Source organism: Streptomyces sp. NPDC002640 (assembly GCF_053592575.1).
Map to the genome: position 1 here is coordinate 272,275 of NZ_JBSFVZ010000002.1, position 21,661 is coordinate 293,935.

Sequence of the window (21,661 nt, forward strand, 5' to 3'; positions counted from 1 at the left end):
GCAGGCCGCCTCGCTTCGGCGCGAGCGGGGAGCGCTCCTGACGGAACCGGAGGCCGGCCCGCGGCTCAGCCCCGGAGGGCGCCGAGGTCGGCGGAGGCCCAGCGGTCGCCGAGACCGGTGACCGTCAGCCGGCGGACGTCGTCGTCGGTGTCGGCGGTGTCGCCCGTCGCGCGGGCGATCAGGACCTGCAGGCGGTCCTCGGTGAGCTCCTCGACCTTCCCCTCGCCCCACTCCACGACGACCACGGAGTCGGACAGCGAGACGTCGAGGTCCAGGTCCTCCATCTCGTCCAGCCCGCCGCCGAGCCGGTAGGCGTCGACGTGCACCAGGGGCGGGCCGTCGCCGAGCGAGGGGTGGACGCGGGCGATCACGAACGTCGGCGAGGTGACCGCGCCCCGGACGTTCAGGCCCTCGCCGAGCCCCCGGGTGAGCGTGGTCTTGCCCGCGCCGAGCTCGCCGGTGAGCATCACCAGGTCGCCGGCGCGCAGCAGACCGGCGAGACGACGGCCGAGGTCCAGCATCTCCTCGGCGGAGGAGACGGTCAGTTCGAGCGTCTGCCGGTCGCCGGCGGCGCCGTCGGGACGGCCGTGCTCACCGGGGTTCTGTTCGCTGGGGTTGTGCGGTGCCGCGGGTGCTTCCATGGGACCCCACGGTAGCCGCCCCGGGCAGCGCTCCCGCGCGGACGAGGAGGTCGGCGAGCCGGGCGTCGACCACCTCGGGGTGCTCCAGCATCACCAGGTGCCCGGCGTCGGGCACCCGCACCAGTTCCGCCTCCGGCAGCTCGCGGGCGATGGTCTCGCTGTGGCCCACGGGCGTGACCAGGTCCCCCTCGCCGGCCACGATCAGCACCGGCAGCCCGCGGAAACGGGCCAGCGCCGCCGTCTTGTCGTGCTCGTCGAAGGCCGGGTAGAACTCGGCGACCACGTCGATCGGCGTCGCCTCGATCATCCGTTCGGCGAACCGGGCGACCACCGGGTCGACCTCGGCGGAGGCGAACGAGTAGCGGCTGATGATCCCGGCGAACAGGTCGGCCGTGGCGCGCCGCCCCCTCTCGACCAGTTCGGCCCGCTGTCCCAGCGCCCGCAGCACGCCCGGCAGGAGCCGCCGCACCGCGTTGACGCCGGCCATCGGCAGACCGAAGTTGACCTCGCCGAGCCCGCCCGACGAGGTGCCCACCAGGGCCACCCCGGCGACCCGCTCGCGGATCAGGTCGGGGAACCGGTCGGCCAGCGCCATCACCGTCATCCCGCCCATCGAGTGCCCGACCAGCACCAGCGGGCCCTCCGGCGCGGCGGCGTCGATCACCGCCCGGAGGTCGCGGCCCAGCCGGTCGATGGTGACGGGCGCGCCCTGCTCCGCCCGGGAGGCGCCGCGGCCGGACCGGCCGTGGCTGCGCTGGTCCCAGTAGACGGCGCGGACGCCGGCCGAGCGGAGCGCGGCGCGCTGGAAGTGCCAGGCGTCCTGGTTCAGGCAGTAGCCGTGGCTGAACACCACGGTGACGGGCGGCCGGGGCGGTTCCGTGGTCCGGCGGCGGCCGGCGAACAGCCGCCGCCTGCGCGGGGCCGGTTCGGGCGCGGGGGCCGGTACCTCGTCCACCTCGTAGTACAGCTCGGTGCCGTCGTCGGCGCGGGCGGTGCCGGGGGTGCCGCGCAGGGTGCCGTAGGGGCCGGTGACCTCCAAGGCGAGGCGGGCCCTGCGGCGGATGCCGCGGCCCATGGTGAGGCGCTCGACGGCCACCCCGGCGGCCGCGCCCGCGGCGACCACGCCGATCGCGGCGCCCGCCAGTCCGGTGCTGCGGCGCCAGGCCCGGGGGGCCGGGGCGGCGACGCCCGTGGCGGCGACGACCAGTTCGGGCACGGTCACCGCGGTCACCGCCGGGCTCTCCTCGCTCACCTGGCGCTCCTTCTTCTCCCGTCTCCCGGGATCGTTCGGCGGACCCGCCTGCCGCCGCGTCGCGTCAGGCCCTCTGCCGTTCGATTACCCCGTGGCGTGCTCGTTCACATACACGCGGGGCACCCGGACGCCGATCCGGGTGACGATCTCGTAGGCGATGGTGCCGCAGGCCTGCGCCCAGTCCTCGGCGGTCGGCTCGCCGCGGTCCCCCGCGCCGAACAGGACGGCCTGCGCGCCGGGCTCCGGCCGGTCGCCGCCGAGGTCCACCACGAACTGGTCCATGGCGACCCGTCCGGCGACCGTGCGCAGCTTGCCGCCGACCAGCACCGGGCCGGCGTCGGAGGCGTGCCGGGGGATGCCGTCGGCGTAACCGGCGGGGACGAGGCCGAGGGTGGTCCCGCCGGGGGTGACGTAGTGGTGCCCGTAGCTGACCCCGTGCCCGCCGGGCACCTCCTTGACCAGTACCAGGTCGGCGGAGAGCCGCATCACGGGCCGCAGGCCGAGGTCGGCGGCCGAGCCCAGTTCGGGGCCGGGCGACACCCCGTAGGTGGCGATGCCGGCGCGGACCAGGTCGAAGTGGGCGTCGGGGCGGGTGAGCAGCGCGGGCGAGTTGGCGATGTGCCGCACCTCGGGCCGGACGCCCTGGCCCTCGGCGTACGCCACCATCTCGCGGAACCGGGCGAGCTGGGCGTCGTTCGCCGGGTGCTCGGGCTCGTCGGCGCAGGCGAAGTGCGACCAGAGGCCGACGACGCGGACCAGGCCGTCCCGCTCGGCGGCGAGGGCGGCGGCGACGAGCTCCGGCCAGTCGGCGGGCTGGCAGCCGTTGCGGCCGAGGCCGGTGTCCGCCTTCAGGTGCACCCGGGCGGGGGCGCGTTCGGCGCGGGCCGCGGCGGTCACCTCGCGCAGCGCCCACAGGGCGCTGACCGAGACGTCCACGTCGGCGGCGATCGCCTCGCGCCAGGGGCCTCCGGGGGCCCACAGCCAGCACAGCATCCGCCCGCCCAGGCCGGCCTCGCGCAGGGCCAGCGCCTCCTCGGGGGTGGCGGTGCCCAGCCACTCCGCGCCCGCCTGCCGGGCGGCGAGGGCGCAGGGAACGGCGCCGTGGCCGTAGGCGTCGGCCTTCACCACGGCCATCAGGGCGGCACCGGAGACCCGTGCGCGCAGCGACGTCACGTTGGCGCGGAGGGCGGCGAGGTCGACCTCCGCGCGGACGCGGGTCGTGTCGCGAGGGCGCGCATCACGTTCACTCATGGTCCCCCCAGTCTGACAGAGCCCCACCCGCCGCCCCTGCCCACCCGACGCCCTGGCCCCCGTTCCGCGGACCTCACGCCGGCGAGGACAGCGGCGAGGGCGGGGGCAGCGGCGGCGGGGGCGGGGGTCACTCCGGGGTGGTGATGTCGCGCCAGGCGGTGGGGATGGCGGCGGCGACGTCCTGCGCGGCGACCGGCGCCCCGGCCGCCGCCCTCCGCGCCGCCAGCCCGTGCAGGTACGCCCCCACGCTCCCCGCGTCGCGCGCCGACAGCCCCGCCGCCAGCAACGCCCCGGCCAGCCCGGACAGCACGTCGCCCGATCCGGCCGTGGCCAGCCACGGCGTCCCCGTGGGGTTGACCCGCACGGCGGCCGGGCCCGGGGACACCACCAGCGTGGTCGCCCCCTTCAGCAGCACCGTGGCCCGGTACCGCTCCGCCAGCTCCCGCGCCGACGTGAGCCGCGCGGACTCCACCTCCGCCCGGTCGACGCCGAGCAGCGCCGCGGCCTCTCCCGCGTGCGGGGTCAGCAGCGTCGGGGCGGTCCGGGACCGCACCGCCTCGCGGTCCGCGAGCCGCAGCCCGTCGGCGTCGATCAGCACCGGGACCTCCGCCTCGCCGGCGACGTCCAGCGCCTCGGCCACCGTGCCCGCGTCGTCCCCGGCTCCGGGTCCGATCACCCACGCCTGCACCCGGCCGGCCCGGCGCGGTCCGCCCTCGGAGACCATCGTCTCGGGGAACCGCGCCAGCACCGCCTCCCCGGCCGGTCCCGCGTACCGGACCGCCCCGCCACCGCCGCGCAGCGCGCCCGCGACGGCGAGCACCGCGGCCCCCGGATACCGCGCGGACCCGGCGGCGACGCCGACCACGCCCCGCCGGTACTTGTCGCTCTCCGCCCCCGGCCGCGGCAGCAGCCGGGCCACGTCCTGGTGCTGCAGGGCCTCCATCTCCGGCTCGTCCGGCAGCCACGGGCCGAGGCCGATGTCCACCAGCCGCACCGAGCCCGCGTACGCGCGCGCCGGGTCGACCAGCAGCGCCGGCTTGTGGGTGCCGAAGGTGACGGTGAGGTCGGCCCGCACCGCGGGACCGCGGACCTCGCCGGTGTCGGCCTCCACGCCGCTCGGCAGGTCCACGGCGACCACCGCGGCCCGGGACGCCGCGGTCAGCTCCGCCAGCGGCGCGGCGCCCTCCCGCAGGCCGCCCCGCCCGCCGATGCCGACGATCCCGTCCAGCACCAGGTCCGCCGCCCGGATCAGCCGCACCACCTCCTCCGGCACACCACCCGACGCCCCGGACCCCGCGCCCACGGCCGCACCGGAAACCGCCGCGCCCGCCGGCAGCGTCACGACCCGTCCGCCCGCCCGCCGCAGCGCGACCAGTCCGCCACCGTGCACCCGGTCGGGCGTGACGAGGACGGCCGTCACCCCCGCCCCGCGCCGCGCCAGCCGCGCACCGGCGTACAGGGCGTCCCCGCCGTTGTCCCCGCTGCCGACCAGCAGCACCACCCGGCTGCCGTAGACCCGGCCCGCCGTCCGGCCCAGGACCTGGGCCGAGGCGGCGGCGAGCCCGGCGGCCGCCCGCTGCATCAGCGCGCCCTCGGGGAGCCTCGCCATCAGCTCCCGCTCGGCCGCACGTACCGTCTCCACGCTGTAGGCACTCCGCATACCGCCGAGTCTTCCCCAGGAATCAGCCTTCCGCGATCACCACCGCCGAGGCGACGCCCGCGTCATGACTGAGCGACACGTGCCAGGAGCTGACGCCCAGTTCGGCGGCGCGGGCGGCGACCGTACCGGTGACCCGCAGCCGCGGCTGCCCGCTGTCCTCCAGGTACACCTCGGCGTCCCGCCACTGCAGCCCGGGCGGCGCGCCCAGGGCCTTGGCGAGCGCCTCCTTGGCGGCGAACCGGGCGGCCAGCGAGGCGATGCCGCGCCGCTCGCCGCTGGGCAGTATCAGTTCGCTGTCGTTGAAGAGGCGTTGCGCCATGTGCGGGGTGCGGGCGAGGGCCGCTTGGAAGCGGTCGATCTCGGCCACGTCGATACCGACGCCGATGATGCTCATGGCCCTCACCCTACGGACCGGCGCCACCCACCCGCCCTGCCTGTGGACAACCGCCCCTCACCGCTCACCACCTGTGGAAAACCCGCGCCGCAAGCCCCGGCAACCCCGGCACCCCCGGCAACCCCGCACCCCCGCCGCTCACTCCACCGTGACGGACTTCGCCAGGTTCCGCGGCTGGTCGACCTCGTTGCCGCGGGCCGTCGCCAGCTCGCAGGCGAACACCTGGAGCGGCACCGTGGCCACCAGCGGCTGGAGCAGCGGCGGCGTCGCCGGGATCCGCACCAGGTGGTCCGCGTACGGCAGGACCGCCTCGTCCCCCTCCTCCGCGATCACCACGGTCCGCGCCCCGCGCGCCCGGATCTCCTGGATGTTCGACACGATCTTGTCGTGCAGCACCGACCGGTCCCGCGGCGACGGCACGATCACCACCACCGGCACGCCCTCCTCGATCAGCGCGATCGGCCCGTGCTTCAGCTCGCCCGCCGCGAACCCCTCGGCGTGCATGTAGGCGAGCTCCTTCAGCTTGAGCGCGCCCTCCAGCGCCACGGGGTAGCCCACGTGTCGTCCCAGGAACAGCACCGTGTTGCGGGAGGCCAGCGAGCGGGCCAGCTCCCGCACCGGCTCCATCGTCCCCAGCACCCGCTCGACGCAGTCGGCGATCCCCGACAGCTCCCGCACCTGCTCGCGGATCTCCTCGCCCGACCGGGTGCCCCGCACCTGCCCCAGGTAGAGGGCGACCAGGTAGCAGGCAACCAGCTGCGTCAGGAACGCCTTCGTGGAGGCGACCGCCACCTCGGGACCGGCATGGGTGTACAGCACCGCGTCGGACTCGCGGGGGATCGTCGCGCCGTTGGTGTTGCAGATGGCCAGCACCTTGGAGCCCTGCTCACGGGCGTGGCGCAGCGCCATCAGGGTGTCCATGGTCTCGCCGGACTGGGAGATGGCGATGACCAGGGCGCGCGGCCCCAGGATGGGGTCGCGGTAGCGGAACTCGCTGGCCAGCTCCACCTCGCAGGGGACCCGCGTCCAGTGTTCGACGGCGTACTTGGCGATCAGCCCGGAGTGGAAGGCGGTGCCGCAGGCGACGATCACCACCTTGTCGATCTCGCGCAGCTCCTCCGGCGGGATCCGCAGTTCGTCCAGCGACAGGCGCCCGGCGCCGTCGATCCGTCCGAGCAGGGTGTCGGCGACCGCCTTCGGCTGCTCGGCGATCTCCTTGAGCATGAAGTAGTCGTAGCCGCCCTTCTCGGCGGCCGAGGCGTCCCAGTCGATGTGGAACTCCCGCACCTCGGCGGGCTGCCCGTCGAAGCCGGTCACCGTCACCGCGACCGACCCGTCCGCCTCCTGCCGGCGCAGCTCGACGACCTGGTCCTGGCCCAGTTCGATCGCGTCCCGGGTGTACTCGATGAAGGCGGCCACGTCCGAGGCGAGGAACCCCTCGCCCTCGCCCACGCCGGCCACCAGCGGCGAGTTCCGCCGGGCGCCGACCACCACACCGGGCTCCTCCGCCGCGACCGCCACCAGGGTGAACGCGCCCTCCAGCCGCCGGCACACCAGCCGCATCGCCTCGGCGAGGTCGCCGCACACCGAGTACTCCTCGGCCAGCAGGTGGGACACCACCTCGGTGTCCGTCTCCGAGGCCAGCCGGTGGCCCCGCCCGGCGAGCTCGGCCCGCAGCGACGCGAAGTTCTCGATGATCCCGTTGTGCACGACGGCGACCCGCCCGGCGTCGTCGAGGTGCGGGTGGGCGTTGACGTCGTTGGGCGGGCCGTGGGTGGCCCAGCGGGTGTGGCCGAGGCCGGTGGTGGCGGCGGGGAGGGGCCGCTCGCCGAGCTCCTTCTCCAGATTGACCAGCTTGCCGGCCTTCTTGACCGCGGCCAGGACCCCGTCGGCGAGGACGGCCACCCCCGCCGAGTCGTAGCCCCGGTACTCCAGCCTGCGCAGCCCGGCCGTCACGACGTCGAGTGCCGCCTGTCGCCCCACATATCCCACGATTCCACACATGTCCTTCACCCTAGGCCGGACCCCGGGACGGCGCGGCCGGTCGTGGTCCGTTCGGGCCCCGCCCCGCCCGCACTCCCCCTACCGACCCCGACCGACCCCGACCGACCCCGACCGCCCCGGACCGGCCCCGACCGACCGGGACCGGCCCCGGCAGAAGCGCGCCCCGCCCCGACCCACCCCGACCCACCCCGACCGACCCCGACCGCCCCGGACCGACCCCGACCGCCCCGGACCGGCCCCGGCAGAAGCGCGCCCCGCCCCGACCCACCCCGACCCACCCCGACCGACCCCGCCCGACCCCGGCAGCCCGCGACCCACCCCAGCCCCACCCCCACCCGGCCCCACTCCCACCCCACCCGACCCCCGCCGCACCCCAGCCGGACCCCTGAGTGACGCACCCCACCCCGCGACCTGTTCGCAGGCCCGTAACAATGGACTGTGATCTCTCCGGCCTCCCCGATGCCCTCCGGCGGCGCCCCCCGGTCCCGGCCGGAGGCGACTCCGTACGTGGACCTGACCCGTGCGGAGTGGAGCGCGCTGCGCGACAAGACGCCGCTCCCCCTCACCGCGGAGGAGGTCGAGCGGCTGCGCGGCCTGGGCGACGTGATCGACCTGGACGAGGTCCGGGACATCTACCTCCCGCTCTCCCGGCTGCTCAACCTCTACGTGCGGTCCACGGACAACCTGCGGTCCTCGCTGAACACCTTCCTCGGCGAGAAGGGCTCGCAGTCGGGCACGCCGTTCGTCATAGGGGTCGCCGGATCGGTGGCGGTCGGCAAGTCCACCGTCTCCCGCCTGCTGCGGGCGCTGCTCTCCCGCTGGCCCGAGCACCCCCGCGTCGAGCTGGTCACCACCGACGGCTTCCTGCTGCCCACCCGGGAGCTGCAGGCGCGCGGCCTGATGGAGCGCAAGGGCTTCCCCGAGTCGTACGACCGCCGGGCGCTCACCCGGTTCGTCGCCGACATCAAGGCCGGCAAGGACGAGGTCACCGCCCCCGTCTACTCCCACCTGATCTACGACATCGTCCCCGGTGAGAAGCTCACCGTGCGCCGCCCGGACATCCTGATCGTCGAGGGCCTGAACGTCCTCCAGCCCGCCCTGCCGGGCAAGGACGGCCGCACCCGGGTGGCGCTGGCCGACTACTTCGACTTCAGCGTGTACGTCGACGCCAAGGCGGAGGACATCGAGAAGTGGTACCTGCACCGCTTCCGCCGCCTGCGGGAGACGGCGTTCCAGAACCCCGAGTCGTACTTCCGCCGCTGGACCCAGGTCTCCGAGGAGGAGGCCCTGGAGTACGCCCGCCGCACCTGGCAGACCATCAACCGGCCCAACCTGATGGAGAACGTGGCCCCCACCCGCGGCCGCGCCACCCTGGTCCTGCGCAAGGGCCCCGACCACAAGGTCCAGCGCCTGCGCCTGCGCAAGCTCTGACCGGCGACGGCCGCACGCCACCGGCACGCGATCACGTGCCCGCCCCCGCGCGGAGATCACGAACCGGTGCCGCTTCCCGGCGCACCGTCGGCCCCGGGCCCGCGGCCCCGCTAGTCTGCCGCGCATGCTGCACCTGCGACTGATCACACCGTGCGGGCGGACCGACGAAGTGGTCGGCCTCCTCCGCAAGACCGTCGGCTGCACCCACCTGGTGGTCGTTCCCGGAGCGGCCCGCGAGCCGGCCGGCGACCTGCTGACGGTGGACGTGGCCCGTGAGGCCGCCGACGAGGTGATCGGCGAGCTGCGCAGGATGGGGCTGGACAAGGAGGGCTCCATCAGCGCCGACAACCTCGACCTGTCCCTGTCCGCGCACGCCGACCGGGCCGAGCGGGAGGCGCCCGGCGAGGGCGCCGACGCGGTGGTCTGGGACCAGCTCGTGGAGGCCACCCACGAGGAATCGAGCTTCTCCTGGACCTACGTGGCCTTCCTGACGCTGGCCACCATGATCGCGGCCTGCGGTGTGGTGCTGGACAACGCGGTGCTGATCGTGGGCGCCATGGCGGTGGGCCCGGAGTTCGGCCCGCTCGCCGGTTTCTGCACCGCCCTGGTCCGCCCGGCCCCGCGCCTGGCCGTCCGCTCGCTCGTGGCGCTGCTGGGCGGCTTCGCGGTGGCGATGGCGCTGACGGCCCTGTTCAGCCTGTTCATGACCAGCGTGGGGCTCTTCAGCGCCGAGCAGCTCGACGCCGACCGTCCCAACACGGGGTTCATCTACGACCCCGACCTCTTCTCCTTCGTGGTCGCCCTGCTGGCGGGCTGCGCGGGCATGCTCTCGCTGACCTCGGCCAAGTCGGGGGCCCTGGTCGGCGTCGCCATCTCGGTCACCACCGTCCCGGCCGCCGCCAATGCCGCGGTCGCCTTCGACTACGGCGACTACGGGCAGGGCTGGGGGTCGTCCCTCCAGCTCATGGTCAACCTCGCGGGCATCGTCCTGGCGGGCACCCTGACGCTCCTGGTGCAGAAGTGGAGCTGGTCCCGCAAGCTCCGCCGCCACCCGCTCAACCCGACGCCCTGACGCCCTGACACCCCGACGCCCTCAGGCCACCGTCGGGCGAGCGGCACACGACGACGGGGGGCGGGACCCCACGGCCCCGCCCCCCCGTCGTCGCCCGCGAAGGGCCCGGTCACCCGCCCCGGTCAGCCCAGCGCGGACTTGACCACGTCGGCCAGACGCCTGGCCACCGACTCGGCCTGGTGGATGTCGGCCGCCTCGACCATCACCCGCACCAGCGGCTCGGTGCCGGACGACCGCAGCAGCACGCGCCCGGTGGTGCCCAGCTCCCGCTCGGCCTCCTCCACGGCGGCGGTCAGCTCGGCGGAGGTGGAGACCCGCGTCTTGTCCACGTCGCGCACGTTGACCAGCACCTGCGGCAGGCGCTCCATCACGGAGGCCAGGTCCCGCAGCGGCCGTCCGCTCGCCGCGACCCGGGCCGCGAGCAGCAGACCGGTCAGCGTGCCGTCGCCCGTGGTGGCGTGGTCCAGCACGATCACGTGCCCGGACTGCTCGCCGCCCAGCGCGTAGCCCTTGTCCTTCATCTCCTCCAGCACGTAGCGGTCGCCGACCGCGGTCTGGACGAGCTGGATGCCCTCGCGCTCCATGGCGAGCGTGAAGCCCAGGTTGGACATCACGGTGGCGACCACGGTGTCGGCGCGCAGCACGCCCTGCTCCCGCATGGCCAGCGCGAGGATCGCCAGGATCTGGTCCCCGTCGACCTCCTCGCCCGTGTGGTCGACCGCCAGGCACCGGTCTGCGTCGCCGTCGTGCGCGATGCCGAGGTCGGCGCCGTGCTCGAGGACGGCTGCCTTCAGCTTCTCCAGGTGGGTGGAGCCGTAGCCGTCGTTGATGTTGAGGCCGTCCGGGTCGGCCCCGATGGTGACGACCTGGGCGCCGGCGCGCTCGAAGGCGACCGGGGAGACCCGGGCGGCGGCGCCGTGCGCCTCGTCGAGGACGACCTTCAGGCCGTCGAGGCGGTTGGGGAGCACGCCGAGCAGGTGCTGGACGTACGTCTCCAGGCCCTCCCCGTGCTCGCCGACCCGGCCGACGCCGGCCCCGGTGGGCCGGTCCCACGGCGCTCCGGTGCTGTGCTCGCGGTACCGGGCCTCGATGCGGTCCTCGAGGTCGTCGGCCAGCTTGTGGCCGCCACGGGCGAAGAACTTGATGCCGTTGTCGGGCATGGCGTTGTGGCTGGCGGAAAGCATCACGCCCAGGTCCGCGCCGAGTACGCCGGTCAGGTGGGCGACGGCCGGCGTGGGCAGCACGCCCACCCGCAGCACGTCGACCCCGGCGCTGGCGAGACCGGCCACCACGGCCGCCTCCAGGAACTCTCCGGACGCCCGCGGGTCCCGTCCGACGACCGCCTTCGGGCGATGCCCCTCGAAGGTGCCCGCCTCGGCCAGGACATGTGCCGCCGCCACGGAGAGACCGAGCGCGAGCTCGGCCGTCAGATCCGCGTTGGCGACACCGCGTACACCGTCGGTGCCGAAGAGTCGTGCCACTGGTCCTCCAGAGAAGTGCTACATGGTGACGAACGCCGCGTCTGATCCGCCGTGCTTGACGCCCTACGGACGCTACGAGCGTTACAGCACATTGTTCCCTTATATGACTGCTGCCGCCGATAAACGAACGCCCCGACGGCACCAAGTGAGTGCCGACGGGGCGTTCGGACGTGCTGTCGGTCTGCCGTACGTACAGGCAGGACCGGGTTTAGCGCTTGCTGTACTGCGGCGCCTTGCGGGCCTTCTTCAGACCGGCCTTCTTGCGCTCGACGGCACGCGCGTCGCGGCTCAGGAAGCCGGCCTTCTTCAGCGGGCCACGGTTGTTGTCGACGTCCGCCTCGTTCAGCGCACGGGCGACACCCAGACGGAGCGCACCGGCCTGACCGGAGACGCCGCCACCCGCGATGCGGGCGATGACGTCGTAACGGCCCTCGAGCTCGAGCACCTTGAAGGGCTCGTTGACCTCCTGCTGGTGCACCTTGTTCGGGAAGTAGTCCTCGAGGGTGCGGCCGTTGATCTTCCACTTGCCGGTGCCCGGGACGATCCGGACGCGGGCGATGGCGTTCTTGCGACGGCCCAGGCCGGCGGCCGGCTGCGGCTCGCCGAAGCGGGAGGCCATGGACTCCGAGGTGTACTCGCCCTCGACGGGGGCCTCGGACTCGGTGGTGTAGCTGTCGATGTCAAGCTCTTCGAGCGGCTGCTCGGCAGTGGTCTCGGCCACGATTCTCCTCAGATTCTCTTCAGGCTTAGGGGGTGGCCGTACTTACTGCGCGACCTGGGTGATCTCGAACGGAACCGGCTGCTGCGCAGCGTGCGGGTGGTTCTCGCCCGAGTAGACCTTCAGCTTGGAGAGCATCTGACGGCCCAGGGTGTTCTTGGGAAGCATGCCCTTGACGGCCTTCTCGATGGCCTTCTCCGGGTTCTTCGCGAGCAGCTCGTCGTAACGAACCGAACGCAGACCGCCCGGGTAGCCGGAGTGGCGGTACGCCATCTTCTGGGTCTTCTTGTTGCCGGACAGGTGCACCTTGTCCGCGTTGATGATGATGACGAAGTCACCGGTGTCAACGTGGGGGGCGTAGATCGGCTTGTGCTTGCCCCGCAGGATGGAGGCGGCGGTGGACGCCAGACGGCCGAGGACGACGTCCTGGGCGTCAATGACGTGCCACTGGCGGGTGATATCGCCGGGCTTGGGGCTGAACGTACGCACGGTTCGTAGCCTTCGCTATCTTCAGTGAATGGTCCTAGACAAGGTCACCGAAGCGATCACGACAGCCCTGACCGCACTGCGGTGACGCAAACCGCGTGCTGGTCGCTGGTCATCGGCCCGGTGGACCGGTGTAAGGGCCCGTCCCGTGAGAATGAGCAAGCCAATACACAACGAAAAGGCAGGTTACCCCTCGCCCGGCCCACGGGTCAAAACGCCCGTTCGCCTGTTCAGCACCCGCACCCCGCCCGGGCGTGATCGTTCCGCCCGGCGGGGCATGATCGTCCGGCCGGCGGCCCGTGCGCCGCACGGCCGCGCGCCACTCCGCACGGCCCGCCGGGAGACCTGCGCCACACCCCCCGGCCGCCCCGGCACGGACCGCGTGGAGCCCGGTCTAGGATGCGCGGCATGAGTTATGGGCAAGGGGGGCCTGGGCCACAGCAGTGGGACCCTTGGAAGCCTCATTCGCAGCAGCCGGACGCCGCACCGCAGCCGTGGGCGCAGGGCGGTTCCGGCAACCCCGGGGGACCGGACTGGGAGGCGCTCGCGGAGGCCTCCGCCGCCAAGGCGAAGCGCCGCCGGATCGTCGCGGCCGCCGTCGCGGCGGTGGTCGTCGTGGCCGGCGCCGTCACCGCGGTCCTGCTGACCCGCGGCGGGGACGACCCCGGCCCGGCGGCGGGCTCCGGGGGAACCAGCGCCTCGGGCTCCACCGGCACGCCGTCGTTCGCGCCCACCAGCGCCCCGCCGCCGCTGGACCCGGAGGAGATCCTGGCGGACTCCCGCAAGGACACCGCGCCGCTCTCCCCCGCCGCCCTCTTCCCGGGCAAGGCGGGCGGCAAGCTCACCCTGGGCGAGGCCGCCTACATCAAGGGCCCCTCCGCCGAGACCGCCGACTGCGCCTCCGCCGCCCAGCACACCCTCCCGAAGGTGCTGGCCGACAACGGCTGCACCAAGATGCTGCGCGCCACCTACACCCGGGACGGCGTCGCCGTCACCGTGGGCGTGGCCGTCTTCGACAGCGCCGAGGACGCGACGGCGGCGCGGGAGCAGTCCGACAAGAGCGCCATCATCGAGCCGCTCTCCGGCAAGGACGTGAAGCCGTTCTGCGACGGGGCGGTCTGCCGCAGCACGATCAACTCCTACGGCCGGTACACCTACTTCACCATCACCGGCTTCACCGACGGCAAGGACGTCAAGGCCTCGGACAAGGACGTCTTCGACGCCGGCGACCACCTGGCCCACTACGCCTTCCAGCAGATCCACCGCCGCGGCGAGGCCCAGGCGACGGCGGCCCCGGCGCAGTGACCCGCGCCCGCGGGACCTGGGACGGACGAAACGGAGGGGCCCGGCGCGTGCCGGGCCGGCTCCGCATCGATCGGGTCGGGTTCAGGTCAGGTCAGTCGCAGGTGACGCAGCCCTCGACGGCCGCCGAACCCGGCACCGAACCCGGCACCGAGCCCGGCCCCGCCCCCGGCAGCGTGCGCCGGTTGCGGGCGGCGAGGTTGCGGGCGGCGAGCTGGTCGTCCGCCGGGTAGCCGACCTCCTCCAGCGTCAGCCCGTGCGGCCGCACCACGTGCACGGCGGAGTCCCGCACCCCGGCGGCCAGCACCTTCCCGGGCCACTCCACCGGCCGGTGCCCGTCGCCGACGAACAGCAGCGCGCCGATCAGCGAGCGCACCATGTTGTGGCAGAACGCGTCGGCCCGCACCGTCGCGGTGACGATCCCGTCGTCCCCGCGGACCAGGCTCAGCTCCTGGAGGGTGCGGATGGTGGTGGCGCCCTCCCGCTTCTTGCAGTACGCGGCGAAGTCGTGCTCGCCCAGCAGCGCCTTGGCGGCCTCGTTCATCGCGGCCACGTCCAGCGGCCAGTCGTGCCAGAGCACATGGCCGCGCAGCAGCGGGTCGACGCCGCCGGGGGCGTCGGTGACGCGGTAGGCGTACCGGCGCCAGATCGCGGAGAACCGCGCGTTGAACCCGGGGGGCGCCTCGACCGCCGACCAGATCCGCACGTCCCGCGAGAGCCGCCCCGCCAGCCGCTTCAGCAGCTTCTCCCGGTGCTCGGCCCACAGCTGCTCGGGCAGGTCGACGTGCGCGACCTGGCCCCGGGCGTGCACCCCGGCGTCGGTGCGGCCGGCCACGGTCAGCTCGTACGTGGTCTCCCGCGACCGGGTCACGGTCCGCAGCGCGTCCTCGATCTCGCCCTGCACGGTCCGCTTCCCGCCGGCCTGCTTGGCCCAGCCGTGGAAATCGGTGCCGTCGTAGGACAGGTCGAGGCGCACCCGGACGAAACCGGGCTGTACTTCGTCGCTCACCCTTCGATCCTCTCAGGTCCCGTTCGGGTACCGGCATGCGAAAGCGGGCCCGCCCAAGAAGGGCGGACCCGCTCGCGTCAGGCGTCAGCCTGGGGCGCCGGTTCAGGCGTCCTTGGCGTCCTTGGCCTCTTCGGCCGGAGCCTCGGTGCCCTCGGCGGCCTCGTTCGTCTCGGTGGCCTCGGCCTGCTTGGCGTCCTTCTCGGAGGACTCCTTGACCGCACGCTTCGTGGCAGCCTCGGCCTCGCCGGTGGCCTCCTGGGCCACGGTCAGGGCCTCCACCAGCTCGATGACGGCCATGGGCGCGTTGTCGCCACGGCGGTTACCGATCTTGGTGATACGGGTGTAACCACCCGGGCGGTTCTCGTAGCGCGGGCCGATCTCGGTGAAGAGCGTGTGGACGATGCTCTTGTCCGTGATCACCTGCAGCACCTGGCGGCGGTTGTGAAGGTCGCCCTTCTTCGCCTTGGTGACCAGACGCTCGGCGTACGGGCGCAGACGGCGCGCCTTCGCCTCGGTGGTGGTGATGCGGCCGTGCTCGAAGAGGCTCTTCGCGAGGTTCGCGAGGAGCAGCTTCTCGTGCGCGGCGCTGCCGCCCAGACGGGCACCCTTGGTGGGCTTCGGCATGTCTTCTCCTAGGTGTCTGCCCCGGCCGTATCAGGTACCGGAGTCAGTATCCGAGCGGGCGGTCGCCCGTCGGAGACCCGCGCCCCCGAGGGGGCGCGGGAAGTGCGGCTGTCGTGACCGGGCTCAGTACTGCTCGGTCTCGACGAAACCGGCGTCCGAGTCGTCGTCGGCGCCGAAGGCGTCGGCGGCGGCGGTCGGGTCGAATCCGGGCGGGCTGTCCTTGAGGGCCAGGCCCATGCCGGCCAGCTTCGCCTTGACCTCGTCGATGGACTTCGCGCCGAAGTTGCGGATGTCCAGCAGGTCGGCCTCGGAGCGGGCGACGAGCTCACCCACGGAGTGGATGCCCTCGCGCTTGAGGCAGTTGTACGACCGAACGGTGAGCTCCAGCTCCTCGATCGGCAGCGCCAGGTCGGCGGCCAGGGCGGCGTCCGTCGGCGACGGGCCCATGTCGATGCCCTCGGCGTCGACGTTGAGCTCGCGGGCCAGACCGAACAGCTCGACCAGGGTCTTGCCGGCCGACGCCATGGCGTCACGCGGGCGCATGGCCTGCTTGGTCTCGACGTCGACGATCAGCTTGTCGAAGTCGGTGCGCTGCTCGACTCGGGTCGCCTCGACCTTGTAGGTGACCTTGAGGACCGGCGAGTAGATCGAGTCGACCGGGATGCGGCCGATCTCCTGGCCGGCCTGCTTGTTCTGGACGGCGGAGACGTAGCCGCGACCGCGCTCCACGGTCAGCTCCATCTCCAGCTTGCCCTTGCCGTTCAGCGAGGCCAGAACCAGGTCGGGGTTGTGCACCTCGACACCGGCCGGGGGCGCGATGTCGGCGGCGGTGACCAGACCCGGACCCTGCTTGCGCAGGTACATCACGACCGGCTCGTCGTGCTCCGAGGAGACGACCAGCTGCTTGATGTTGAGGATCAGGTCGGTGACGTCCTCCTTGACGCCCGGCACGGTGGTGAACTCGTGCAGCACGCCGTCGATGCGGATGGACGTGACCGCCGCACCCGGGATCGAGGAGAGGAGGGTACGGCGCAGGGAGTTGCCGAGGGTGTAACCGAAGCCCGGCTCCAGCGGCTCGATCACGAACCGGGACCGGAACTCGTCGACGACCTCTTCGGTCAACGAGGGACGCTGAGCGATCAGCATGCTGGGATCAGATCCTTCTTTCGTGGACGCCCGCTATTTGACGTCCGACGGAACCGCGCCCGGCAGGAGGCGCGGGTACTGCAAGGATACGGGCGGCACGTCCCCTTCCGGAGTCGTACCGCCCGAACCTCAAGCCCTCACGGGCGCGCTGCCGAACCCTCGGCCGGGAACCCCCGGCCGCGGATCGGACGCGGCGGCGCTTCGGCGGACGGCAGCCGTGCTGCGACGCCCGGGGGACAACCCCCGGACCCCCGGCCGGAGCCCCTCCGCCGTGACCGGCAGCCGGGTGGGAACCCGGCGACCGATCAGACGCGGCGGCGCTTCGGCGGACGGCAGCCGTTGTGCGGGGTGGGGGTGACGTCCTGGATCGAACCCACCTCGAGGCCGGTGGCCTGGAGGGAGCGGATCGCGGTCTCACGGCCGGAGCCGGGACCCTTGACGAAGACGTCGACCTTGCGCATGCCGTGCTCCTGCGCGCGACGCGCGGCCGACTCGGCGGCCATCTGCGCGGCGAACGGGGTGGACTTGCGCGAGCCCTTGAAGCCGACGTGGCCGGCGGAGGCCCAGGAGATCACGTTGCCGGACGGGTCCGTGATCGAGACGATCGTGTTGTTGAACGTGCTCTTGATGTGCGCGTGGCCGTGAGCGACGTTCTTCTTTTCCTTGCGGCGCACCTTCTTGGCAGCGCCCTGACGTCCCTTGGGGGGCATGTCTTATCTCCTACGGGAGGTGGTCGGTCCTACAGCGAAGACCGTGGACAGTCGTCCGCTGCGGACTACTTCTTGCCCGGCTTCTTCTTGCCGGCGATGGCGCGACGCGGGCCCTTGCGGGTACGAGCGTTCGTGCTGGTGCGCTGACCGCGGACCGGCAGGCCACGACGGTGACGCAGACCCTGGTACGAGCCGATCTCGACCTTGCGGCGGATGTCGGCCTGGATCTCGCGACGGAGGTCACCCTCGGTCTTGATGTTGGCGTCGACGTACTCACGGATCGCGACGAGCTGCTCCTCGGAGAGGTCGCGCACTCGCACGTTGGGGTCGATGCCCGTGGCAGCCAGAGTCTGCTGGGAGAGGGTCCGGCCGATGCCGAACACGTAGGTGAGGGCGACCTCCACGCGCTTTTCGCGCGGGATGTCAACACCGGAAACGCGTGCCATTCAATGGCTCCAGTTGGTTGTCGGAGGTCTGCGGCAGAACCGGCTCCCGCCCGCCGTTCCCCGCCGCTTTCACGGGGTCGGTACGGGACGGGTCCCCGGCCTCCGACCGGGGGTGTCGGAACCGATCGAACGGTTCCGGGTCCTGCGTATGACAATTTGCTCGCGTCGCGCGAAGACTCTGCGGAAGCAGAGGGGAGGTCAGTGCGTCAGCCCTGGCGCTGCTTGTGGCGCGGGTTCTCGCAGATGACCATGACCCGACCGTGACGGCGGATCACCCTGCACTTGTCGCAGATCTTCTTGACGCTCGGCTTGACCTTCATGGGATGAGGTTCTCCGGGTCAGTGCCACCACCCGCGGACCGCCCAAGCCGGACGGCGCACGGAGTGCAGGCAGATCTACTTGTACCGGTAGACGATCCGGCCACGCGTCAGGTCGTACGGAGAAAGCTCCACCACGACCCGGTCGTCAGGGAGGATGCGGATGTAGTGCATGCGCATCTTGCCGCTGATGTGAGCCAGGACCTGGTGGCCGTTCTGGAGCTCGACCCTGAACATGGCGTTCGGCAGAGACTCGACGACAGTGCCCTCGATCTCGATGGCACCTTGCTTCTTGGCCACGCTTCGCCCTTCGAATCGACTACCTTGATCGACTCCGCACGAAGCGCATACAGGCATGCGGGTGCACGGGAGCCGACGAGTCAGTCTACGTCAGGGCTCCGCGAAATACGAATCGGGGAAGAATGCCCCATCCGCGTGATCCTTATGCCCGCCCGGGCCGACGGAACGCATCGCGGTGACTCCCCGCACGCCGGGGGCGCGGAACACCGCACCCCCGCCGGGCGGGCACGGGGCTCCGCGGGACGGGGGTGGCGGCGAACCGGGGTGGGGGCCGTCGTCAGGAGGCCAGCGGGTCCGGGGCGGCGGTGATGCCGTGCTCGGCCAGCTTGGCGCGGCCGCCGTCCGGGGCGGTGAGGACCAGCGGGCCCTCGGCCGTCAGCGCCACCGAGTGCTCCCAGTGCGAGGACCAGGTGCCGTCCGTGGTGATCACGGTCCAGTCGTCGGAGAGGACCTTGGTCTTCGGGGTGCCCAGCGACACCATCGGCTCGATGGCCAGGCAGAAGCCGGTGACCAGCTTGGGGCCCTTGCCGCGGCGCCGCTCGACGTAGTTCAGCAGGTGCGGGTCCATGTGCATCTCGGTGCCGATGCCGTGGCCGCCGTAGTCCTCGACGATGCCGTACTTGCCGCCGCCCGGCTTCGGCTGGCGGCGGATGTACGTCTCGATGGCGCGGGAGATGTCGACCAGCCGGTTGCCCTGCTTCATGGCCGCGATGCCCGCCCACATCGACTCCTCGGTCACCCGGGAGAGCTCGTGCAGCTCGGGCAGGTGGCCGGAGCCCACGAAGCAGGTGTACGCGGCGTCCGCGTGCCAGCCGTCGATGATGGCGCCGGCGTCGATGGAGATCACGTCGCCGTCCTTGAGGACCACCTCGTCGGACGGGATGCCGTGGACGACCACCTCGTTGACCGAGGTGCAGATGGTGGCCGGGAAACCGCCGTAGCCGAGGAAGTTCGACTTCGCGCCGTGCTCGGCGAGCACCTTGCGGGCCACCTCGTCGAGGTCACGGGTGGTGGCGCCGGGGACCGCGGCCTCCCGGGTGGCGGCGTGCACGGCGGCGACGACCAGCCCCGCCTCGCGCATCTTCGCGATCTGCTCCGGGGTCTTGATCTGCACCATGAGCGCTACGGGCCTTTCTCCGCCGGACCGACGTGGTCCCGTCCTGTACGTACACCACCAACGATACGTGTTCCCCGCACGCGCCGTGACAGCCCGGCCCCGGACGCGCACGCAGCGCACCGGGGCGACAGGGCCCGCACACGCCGAGGCCGCGGCTCCCCAGGGGGGAACCGCGGCCTCGTACGGCGCTGTGCGGGCGGGAGGACTACTCGCCGACCTTGAGCGCGGCCATGGCGCGGGCGGTGACCTCGTCCACCTTGCCGAGCGCCTCGATCGTCACGACCAGGTCCTGCGCCCGGTAGTAGTCGATGATCGGCTCGGTCTGCGTGTGGTAGACCTCCAGGCGCTTGCGCACCGTGTCCTCGGTGTCGTCGTCACGCTGGTACAGCTCGCCGCCGCAGACGTCGCAGACGCCCTCGGCCTTCGGCGGGTTGTAGGTGACGTGGAAGACGTGCGCGGAGTCCTTGCGGCAGATGCGCCGGCCGGCGATCCGCTTCACGATCTCGTCCTCGGGGACCTCGAGGTCCAGCACCGCGTCCAGCTTCATGCCGCCCTCGCCGAGCATGCCGTCCAGCGCCTCGGCCTGCGAGACGTTGCGGGGGAAGCCGTCGAGGAGGAAGCCGCCCACGGCGTCCGCCTGCTCCATGCGGTCCTTGGCCATGGCGATGGTGACCTCGTCCGGCACCAGGTCGCCCTTGTCCATGTAGGACTTCGCCAGCTTGCCCAGCTCCGTCTGCTGGCCGATGTTGGCCCGGAACAGGTCGCCCGTGGAGATGTGCGGGATGGAGAGGTTCTCGGCGAGGAACGCGGCCTGCGTTCCCTTACCGGCACCAGGCGGCCCGACGAGGACGATTCGCATCAGCGGAGGAACCCTTCGTAATTGCGCTGCTGGAGCTGGCTCTCGATCTGCTTCACCGTCTCGAGGCCCACACCCACGATGATCAGGATGCTGGTGCCACCGAACGGGAAGTTCTGGTTTGCCCCGAAACCGGCCAACGCCATTGTCGGCACGAGAGCGATCAGACCCAGGTACAGCGAACCCGGCCAGGTGATCCGGTTGAGCACGTAGCTCAGGTACTCAGCGGTCGGTCGGCCAGCCCGGATGCCCGGGATGAACCCACCATACTTCTTCATGTTGTCGGCCACTTCTTCGGGGTTGAAGGTGATGGCCACGTAGAAGAAGGCGAAGAAGACGATCAGCAGGAAGTACATGGCGATGTAAATCGGGTCATCGCCATCCACAAGGTGCGCCTGGATCCACGTCTTCCAGCCGGACGTACCGCTCGAGAACTGGGCCACCAGGGCCGGGATGTACAGCAGCGACGAGGCGAAGATGACCGGGATCACACCCGCCTGGTTGACCTTCAGGGGGATGTAGGTCGACGTGCCGCCGTAGGACCGGCGGCCGATCATGCGCTTCGCGTACTGGACGGGAATGCGCCGCTGCGCCTGCTCGACGAACACGACCAGGCCGACCATGACGAAGCCGACCAGCATCACGGTGCCGAACTCGATCCAGCCGTCGGCCAGCGTGCCCGACTCCTTGATCGCCCAGAGGGCGGAGGGGAAGGTGGCGGCGATCGAGATGAACATCAGGATCGACATGCCGTTGCCGATGCCGCGGTCGGTGATGAGCTCGCCCAGCCACATGACGGCGGCGGTGCCGGCCGTCATGGTGATGACCATGATGACGGTGACGTAGATCGAGCGGTCCGGAACGATCTGGCCGGCCACGGAGCAGCCGCTGAAGAGCGCGCCGCTGCGGGCGGTCGCGACGAGGCCGGTGCCCTGCAGCACGGCCAGCGCGATGGTCAGGTATCGGGTGTACTGGGTGATCTTCGCCGTACCGCTCTGGCCCTCCTTCTTGAGGGCCTCGAGCCGCGGGATCACCACGGTCAGCAGCTGCAGAATGATGCTCGCCGTGATGTACGGCATGATGCCGAGCGCGAAGATCGTGATCTGCAGCAGCGCACCACCGCTGAACATGTTGACCAGGCCGAAGAGACCCGAGTTGCCGGCCGCCTGGTCCACACAGATCTGTACGGACCGGTAGTCCACACCGGGAATCGGGACATGTGTACCGACGCGGTAGACAACGATGATGCCGAGCGTGAAGAGCAGCTTCTTGCGCAGGTCGGGCGTCTTGAACGCCCGGGCGAACGCGGTGAGCACGGTGCCTCCTGCGACCCCCGCGCAACTGCGTCAAGGGTGACGGTCTTGAGGATCGACAAATACCAAACGATGTAACGGGCCGCCGCCGCTTCGAGTGCCCGGTGCGTCGTCTGGGCGCACTGGTCGAA

General features: G+C 72.2%; 22 protein-coding genes. 3 read left to right on the forward strand and 19 right to left on the reverse strand.

Annotated features, from left to right (window positions below; all coding sequences use genetic code 11):
- Positions 1-65 precede the first annotated feature (65 nt).
- From tsaE to glmS, 6 genes are all read right to left on the reverse strand, one after another.
- Positions 66-641, reverse strand: coding sequence for a tRNA (adenosine(37)-N6)-threonylcarbamoyltransferase complex ATPase subunit type 1 TsaE (gene tsaE, locus ACWD3O_RS03820; protein ID WP_451410550.1), 576 nt, complete (start codon positions 639-641; stop codon positions 66-68).
- Positions 592-1,893, reverse strand: a complete 1,302-nt coding sequence (locus tag ACWD3O_RS03825) for an alpha/beta fold hydrolase (protein WP_451410551.1) — start codon at positions 1,891-1,893, stop codon at positions 592-594. Before ACWD3O_RS03825 ends, tsaE begins: the two co-directional genes overlap by 50 nt.
- A gap of 84 nt (positions 1,894-1,977) precedes the next feature.
- A complete protein-coding gene (gene alr, locus ACWD3O_RS03830) occupies positions 1,978-3,144 on the reverse strand; it encodes an alanine racemase (protein WP_451410552.1) in 1,167 nt (388 codons plus the stop codon).
- Between the two features lie 127 nt (positions 3,145-3,271).
- Complete coding sequence (locus ACWD3O_RS03835; RefSeq protein ID WP_451410553.1) at positions 3,272-4,804, reverse strand: NAD(P)H-hydrate dehydratase; 1,533 nt, start codon at positions 4,802-4,804, stop codon at positions 3,272-3,274.
- Between the two features lie 22 nt (positions 4,805-4,826).
- Positions 4,827-5,198 carry a holo-ACP synthase gene (locus ACWD3O_RS03840; RefSeq protein ID WP_356128686.1) on the reverse strand — a complete coding sequence of 124 codons (372 nt, stop codon included), beginning with the start codon at positions 5,196-5,198 and terminating at the stop codon, positions 4,827-4,829.
- Between the two features lie 138 nt (positions 5,199-5,336).
- Positions 5,337-7,202, reverse strand: coding sequence for a glutamine--fructose-6-phosphate transaminase (isomerizing) (gene glmS, locus ACWD3O_RS03845; RefSeq protein WP_451414762.1), 1,866 nt, complete (start codon positions 7,200-7,202; stop codon positions 5,337-5,339).
- A gap of 438 nt (positions 7,203-7,640) precedes the next feature.
- Between glmS and coaA the strand changes: the two genes are divergently transcribed.
- Together coaA and ACWD3O_RS03855 are read left to right on the forward strand one after the other, a co-directional pair.
- The gene (gene coaA, locus ACWD3O_RS03850; RefSeq protein WP_451410556.1) at positions 7,641-8,633 is read left to right on the forward strand and encodes a type I pantothenate kinase; all 993 of its coding nucleotides are present in this window, start codon (positions 7,641-7,643) and stop codon (positions 8,631-8,633) included.
- Positions 8,634-8,757: 124 nt separating this feature from the next.
- A complete protein-coding gene (locus ACWD3O_RS03855) occupies positions 8,758-9,705 on the forward strand; it encodes a DUF389 domain-containing protein (protein WP_451410557.1) in 948 nt (315 codons plus the stop codon).
- 122 nt (positions 9,706-9,827) lie between these two features.
- Here ACWD3O_RS03855 and glmM read toward each other — a convergent pair whose 3' ends face one another.
- From glmM to rplM, 3 genes are all read right to left on the reverse strand, one after another.
- The gene (glmM, locus tag ACWD3O_RS03860; RefSeq protein ID WP_451410558.1) at positions 9,828-11,186 is read right to left on the reverse strand and encodes a phosphoglucosamine mutase; all 1,359 of its coding nucleotides are present in this window, start codon (positions 11,184-11,186) and stop codon (positions 9,828-9,830) included.
- Between the two features lie 208 nt (positions 11,187-11,394).
- The gene (gene rpsI / locus ACWD3O_RS03865) at positions 11,395-11,907 is read right to left on the reverse strand and encodes a 30S ribosomal protein S9 (RefSeq protein WP_361138106.1); all 513 of its coding nucleotides are present in this window, start codon (positions 11,905-11,907) and stop codon (positions 11,395-11,397) included.
- A gap of 42 nt (positions 11,908-11,949) precedes the next feature.
- Positions 11,950-12,393, reverse strand: a complete 444-nt coding sequence (gene rplM, locus ACWD3O_RS03870; RefSeq protein ID WP_108954789.1) for a 50S ribosomal protein L13 — start codon at positions 12,391-12,393, stop codon at positions 11,950-11,952.
- Positions 12,394-12,798: 405 nt separating this feature from the next.
- On the opposite strand from rplM, the gene ACWD3O_RS03875 reads away from it, so the two are divergent.
- On the forward strand, positions 12,799-13,695 hold the full coding sequence (locus ACWD3O_RS03875; RefSeq protein WP_451410559.1) for a hypothetical protein: 897 nt from the start codon (positions 12,799-12,801) through the stop codon (positions 13,693-13,695).
- A gap of 91 nt (positions 13,696-13,786) precedes the next feature.
- On the opposite strand, the gene truA is transcribed toward ACWD3O_RS03875, so the two are convergent.
- From truA to secY, 10 genes are all read right to left on the reverse strand, one after another.
- Positions 13,787-14,701, reverse strand: a complete 915-nt coding sequence (truA, locus tag ACWD3O_RS03880; RefSeq protein WP_451410560.1) for a tRNA pseudouridine(38-40) synthase TruA — start codon at positions 14,699-14,701, stop codon at positions 13,787-13,789.
- A 102-nt stretch (positions 14,702-14,803) separates the two neighbouring features.
- On the reverse strand, positions 14,804-15,325 hold the full coding sequence (gene rplQ, locus ACWD3O_RS03885; protein ID WP_451410561.1) for a 50S ribosomal protein L17: 522 nt from the start codon (positions 15,323-15,325) through the stop codon (positions 14,804-14,806).
- A 123-nt stretch (positions 15,326-15,448) separates the two neighbouring features.
- A complete protein-coding gene (locus ACWD3O_RS03890; protein WP_151771761.1) occupies positions 15,449-16,471 on the reverse strand; it encodes a DNA-directed RNA polymerase subunit alpha in 1,023 nt (340 codons plus the stop codon).
- A gap of 305 nt (positions 16,472-16,776) precedes the next feature.
- A complete protein-coding gene (gene rpsK / locus ACWD3O_RS03895) occupies positions 16,777-17,181 on the reverse strand; it encodes a 30S ribosomal protein S11 (RefSeq protein ID WP_003956432.1) in 405 nt (134 codons plus the stop codon).
- Positions 17,182-17,246: 65 nt separating this feature from the next.
- Positions 17,247-17,627, reverse strand: coding sequence for a 30S ribosomal protein S13 (gene rpsM / locus ACWD3O_RS03900; protein ID WP_351110686.1), 381 nt, complete (start codon positions 17,625-17,627; stop codon positions 17,247-17,249).
- A 206-nt stretch (positions 17,628-17,833) separates the two neighbouring features.
- A complete protein-coding gene (rpmJ, locus tag ACWD3O_RS03905) occupies positions 17,834-17,947 on the reverse strand; it encodes a 50S ribosomal protein L36 (protein ID WP_003998809.1) in 114 nt (37 codons plus the stop codon).
- A gap of 75 nt (positions 17,948-18,022) precedes the next feature.
- Positions 18,023-18,244, reverse strand: coding sequence for a translation initiation factor IF-1 (infA, locus tag ACWD3O_RS03910; protein WP_004927214.1), 222 nt, complete (start codon positions 18,242-18,244; stop codon positions 18,023-18,025).
- A 277-nt stretch (positions 18,245-18,521) separates the two neighbouring features.
- Complete coding sequence (gene map, locus ACWD3O_RS03915) at positions 18,522-19,361, reverse strand: type I methionyl aminopeptidase (protein ID WP_451414763.1); 840 nt, start codon at positions 19,359-19,361, stop codon at positions 18,522-18,524.
- A gap of 205 nt (positions 19,362-19,566) precedes the next feature.
- On the reverse strand, positions 19,567-20,220 hold the full coding sequence (locus tag ACWD3O_RS03920; protein ID WP_356128654.1) for an adenylate kinase: 654 nt from the start codon (positions 20,218-20,220) through the stop codon (positions 19,567-19,569).
- Complete coding sequence (gene secY, locus ACWD3O_RS03925; RefSeq protein WP_451410563.1) at positions 20,220-21,533, reverse strand: preprotein translocase subunit SecY; 1,314 nt, start codon at positions 21,531-21,533, stop codon at positions 20,220-20,222. The genes ACWD3O_RS03920 and secY overlap by 1 nt, the downstream gene beginning before the upstream one ends.
- Positions 21,534-21,661 lie beyond the last annotated feature (128 nt).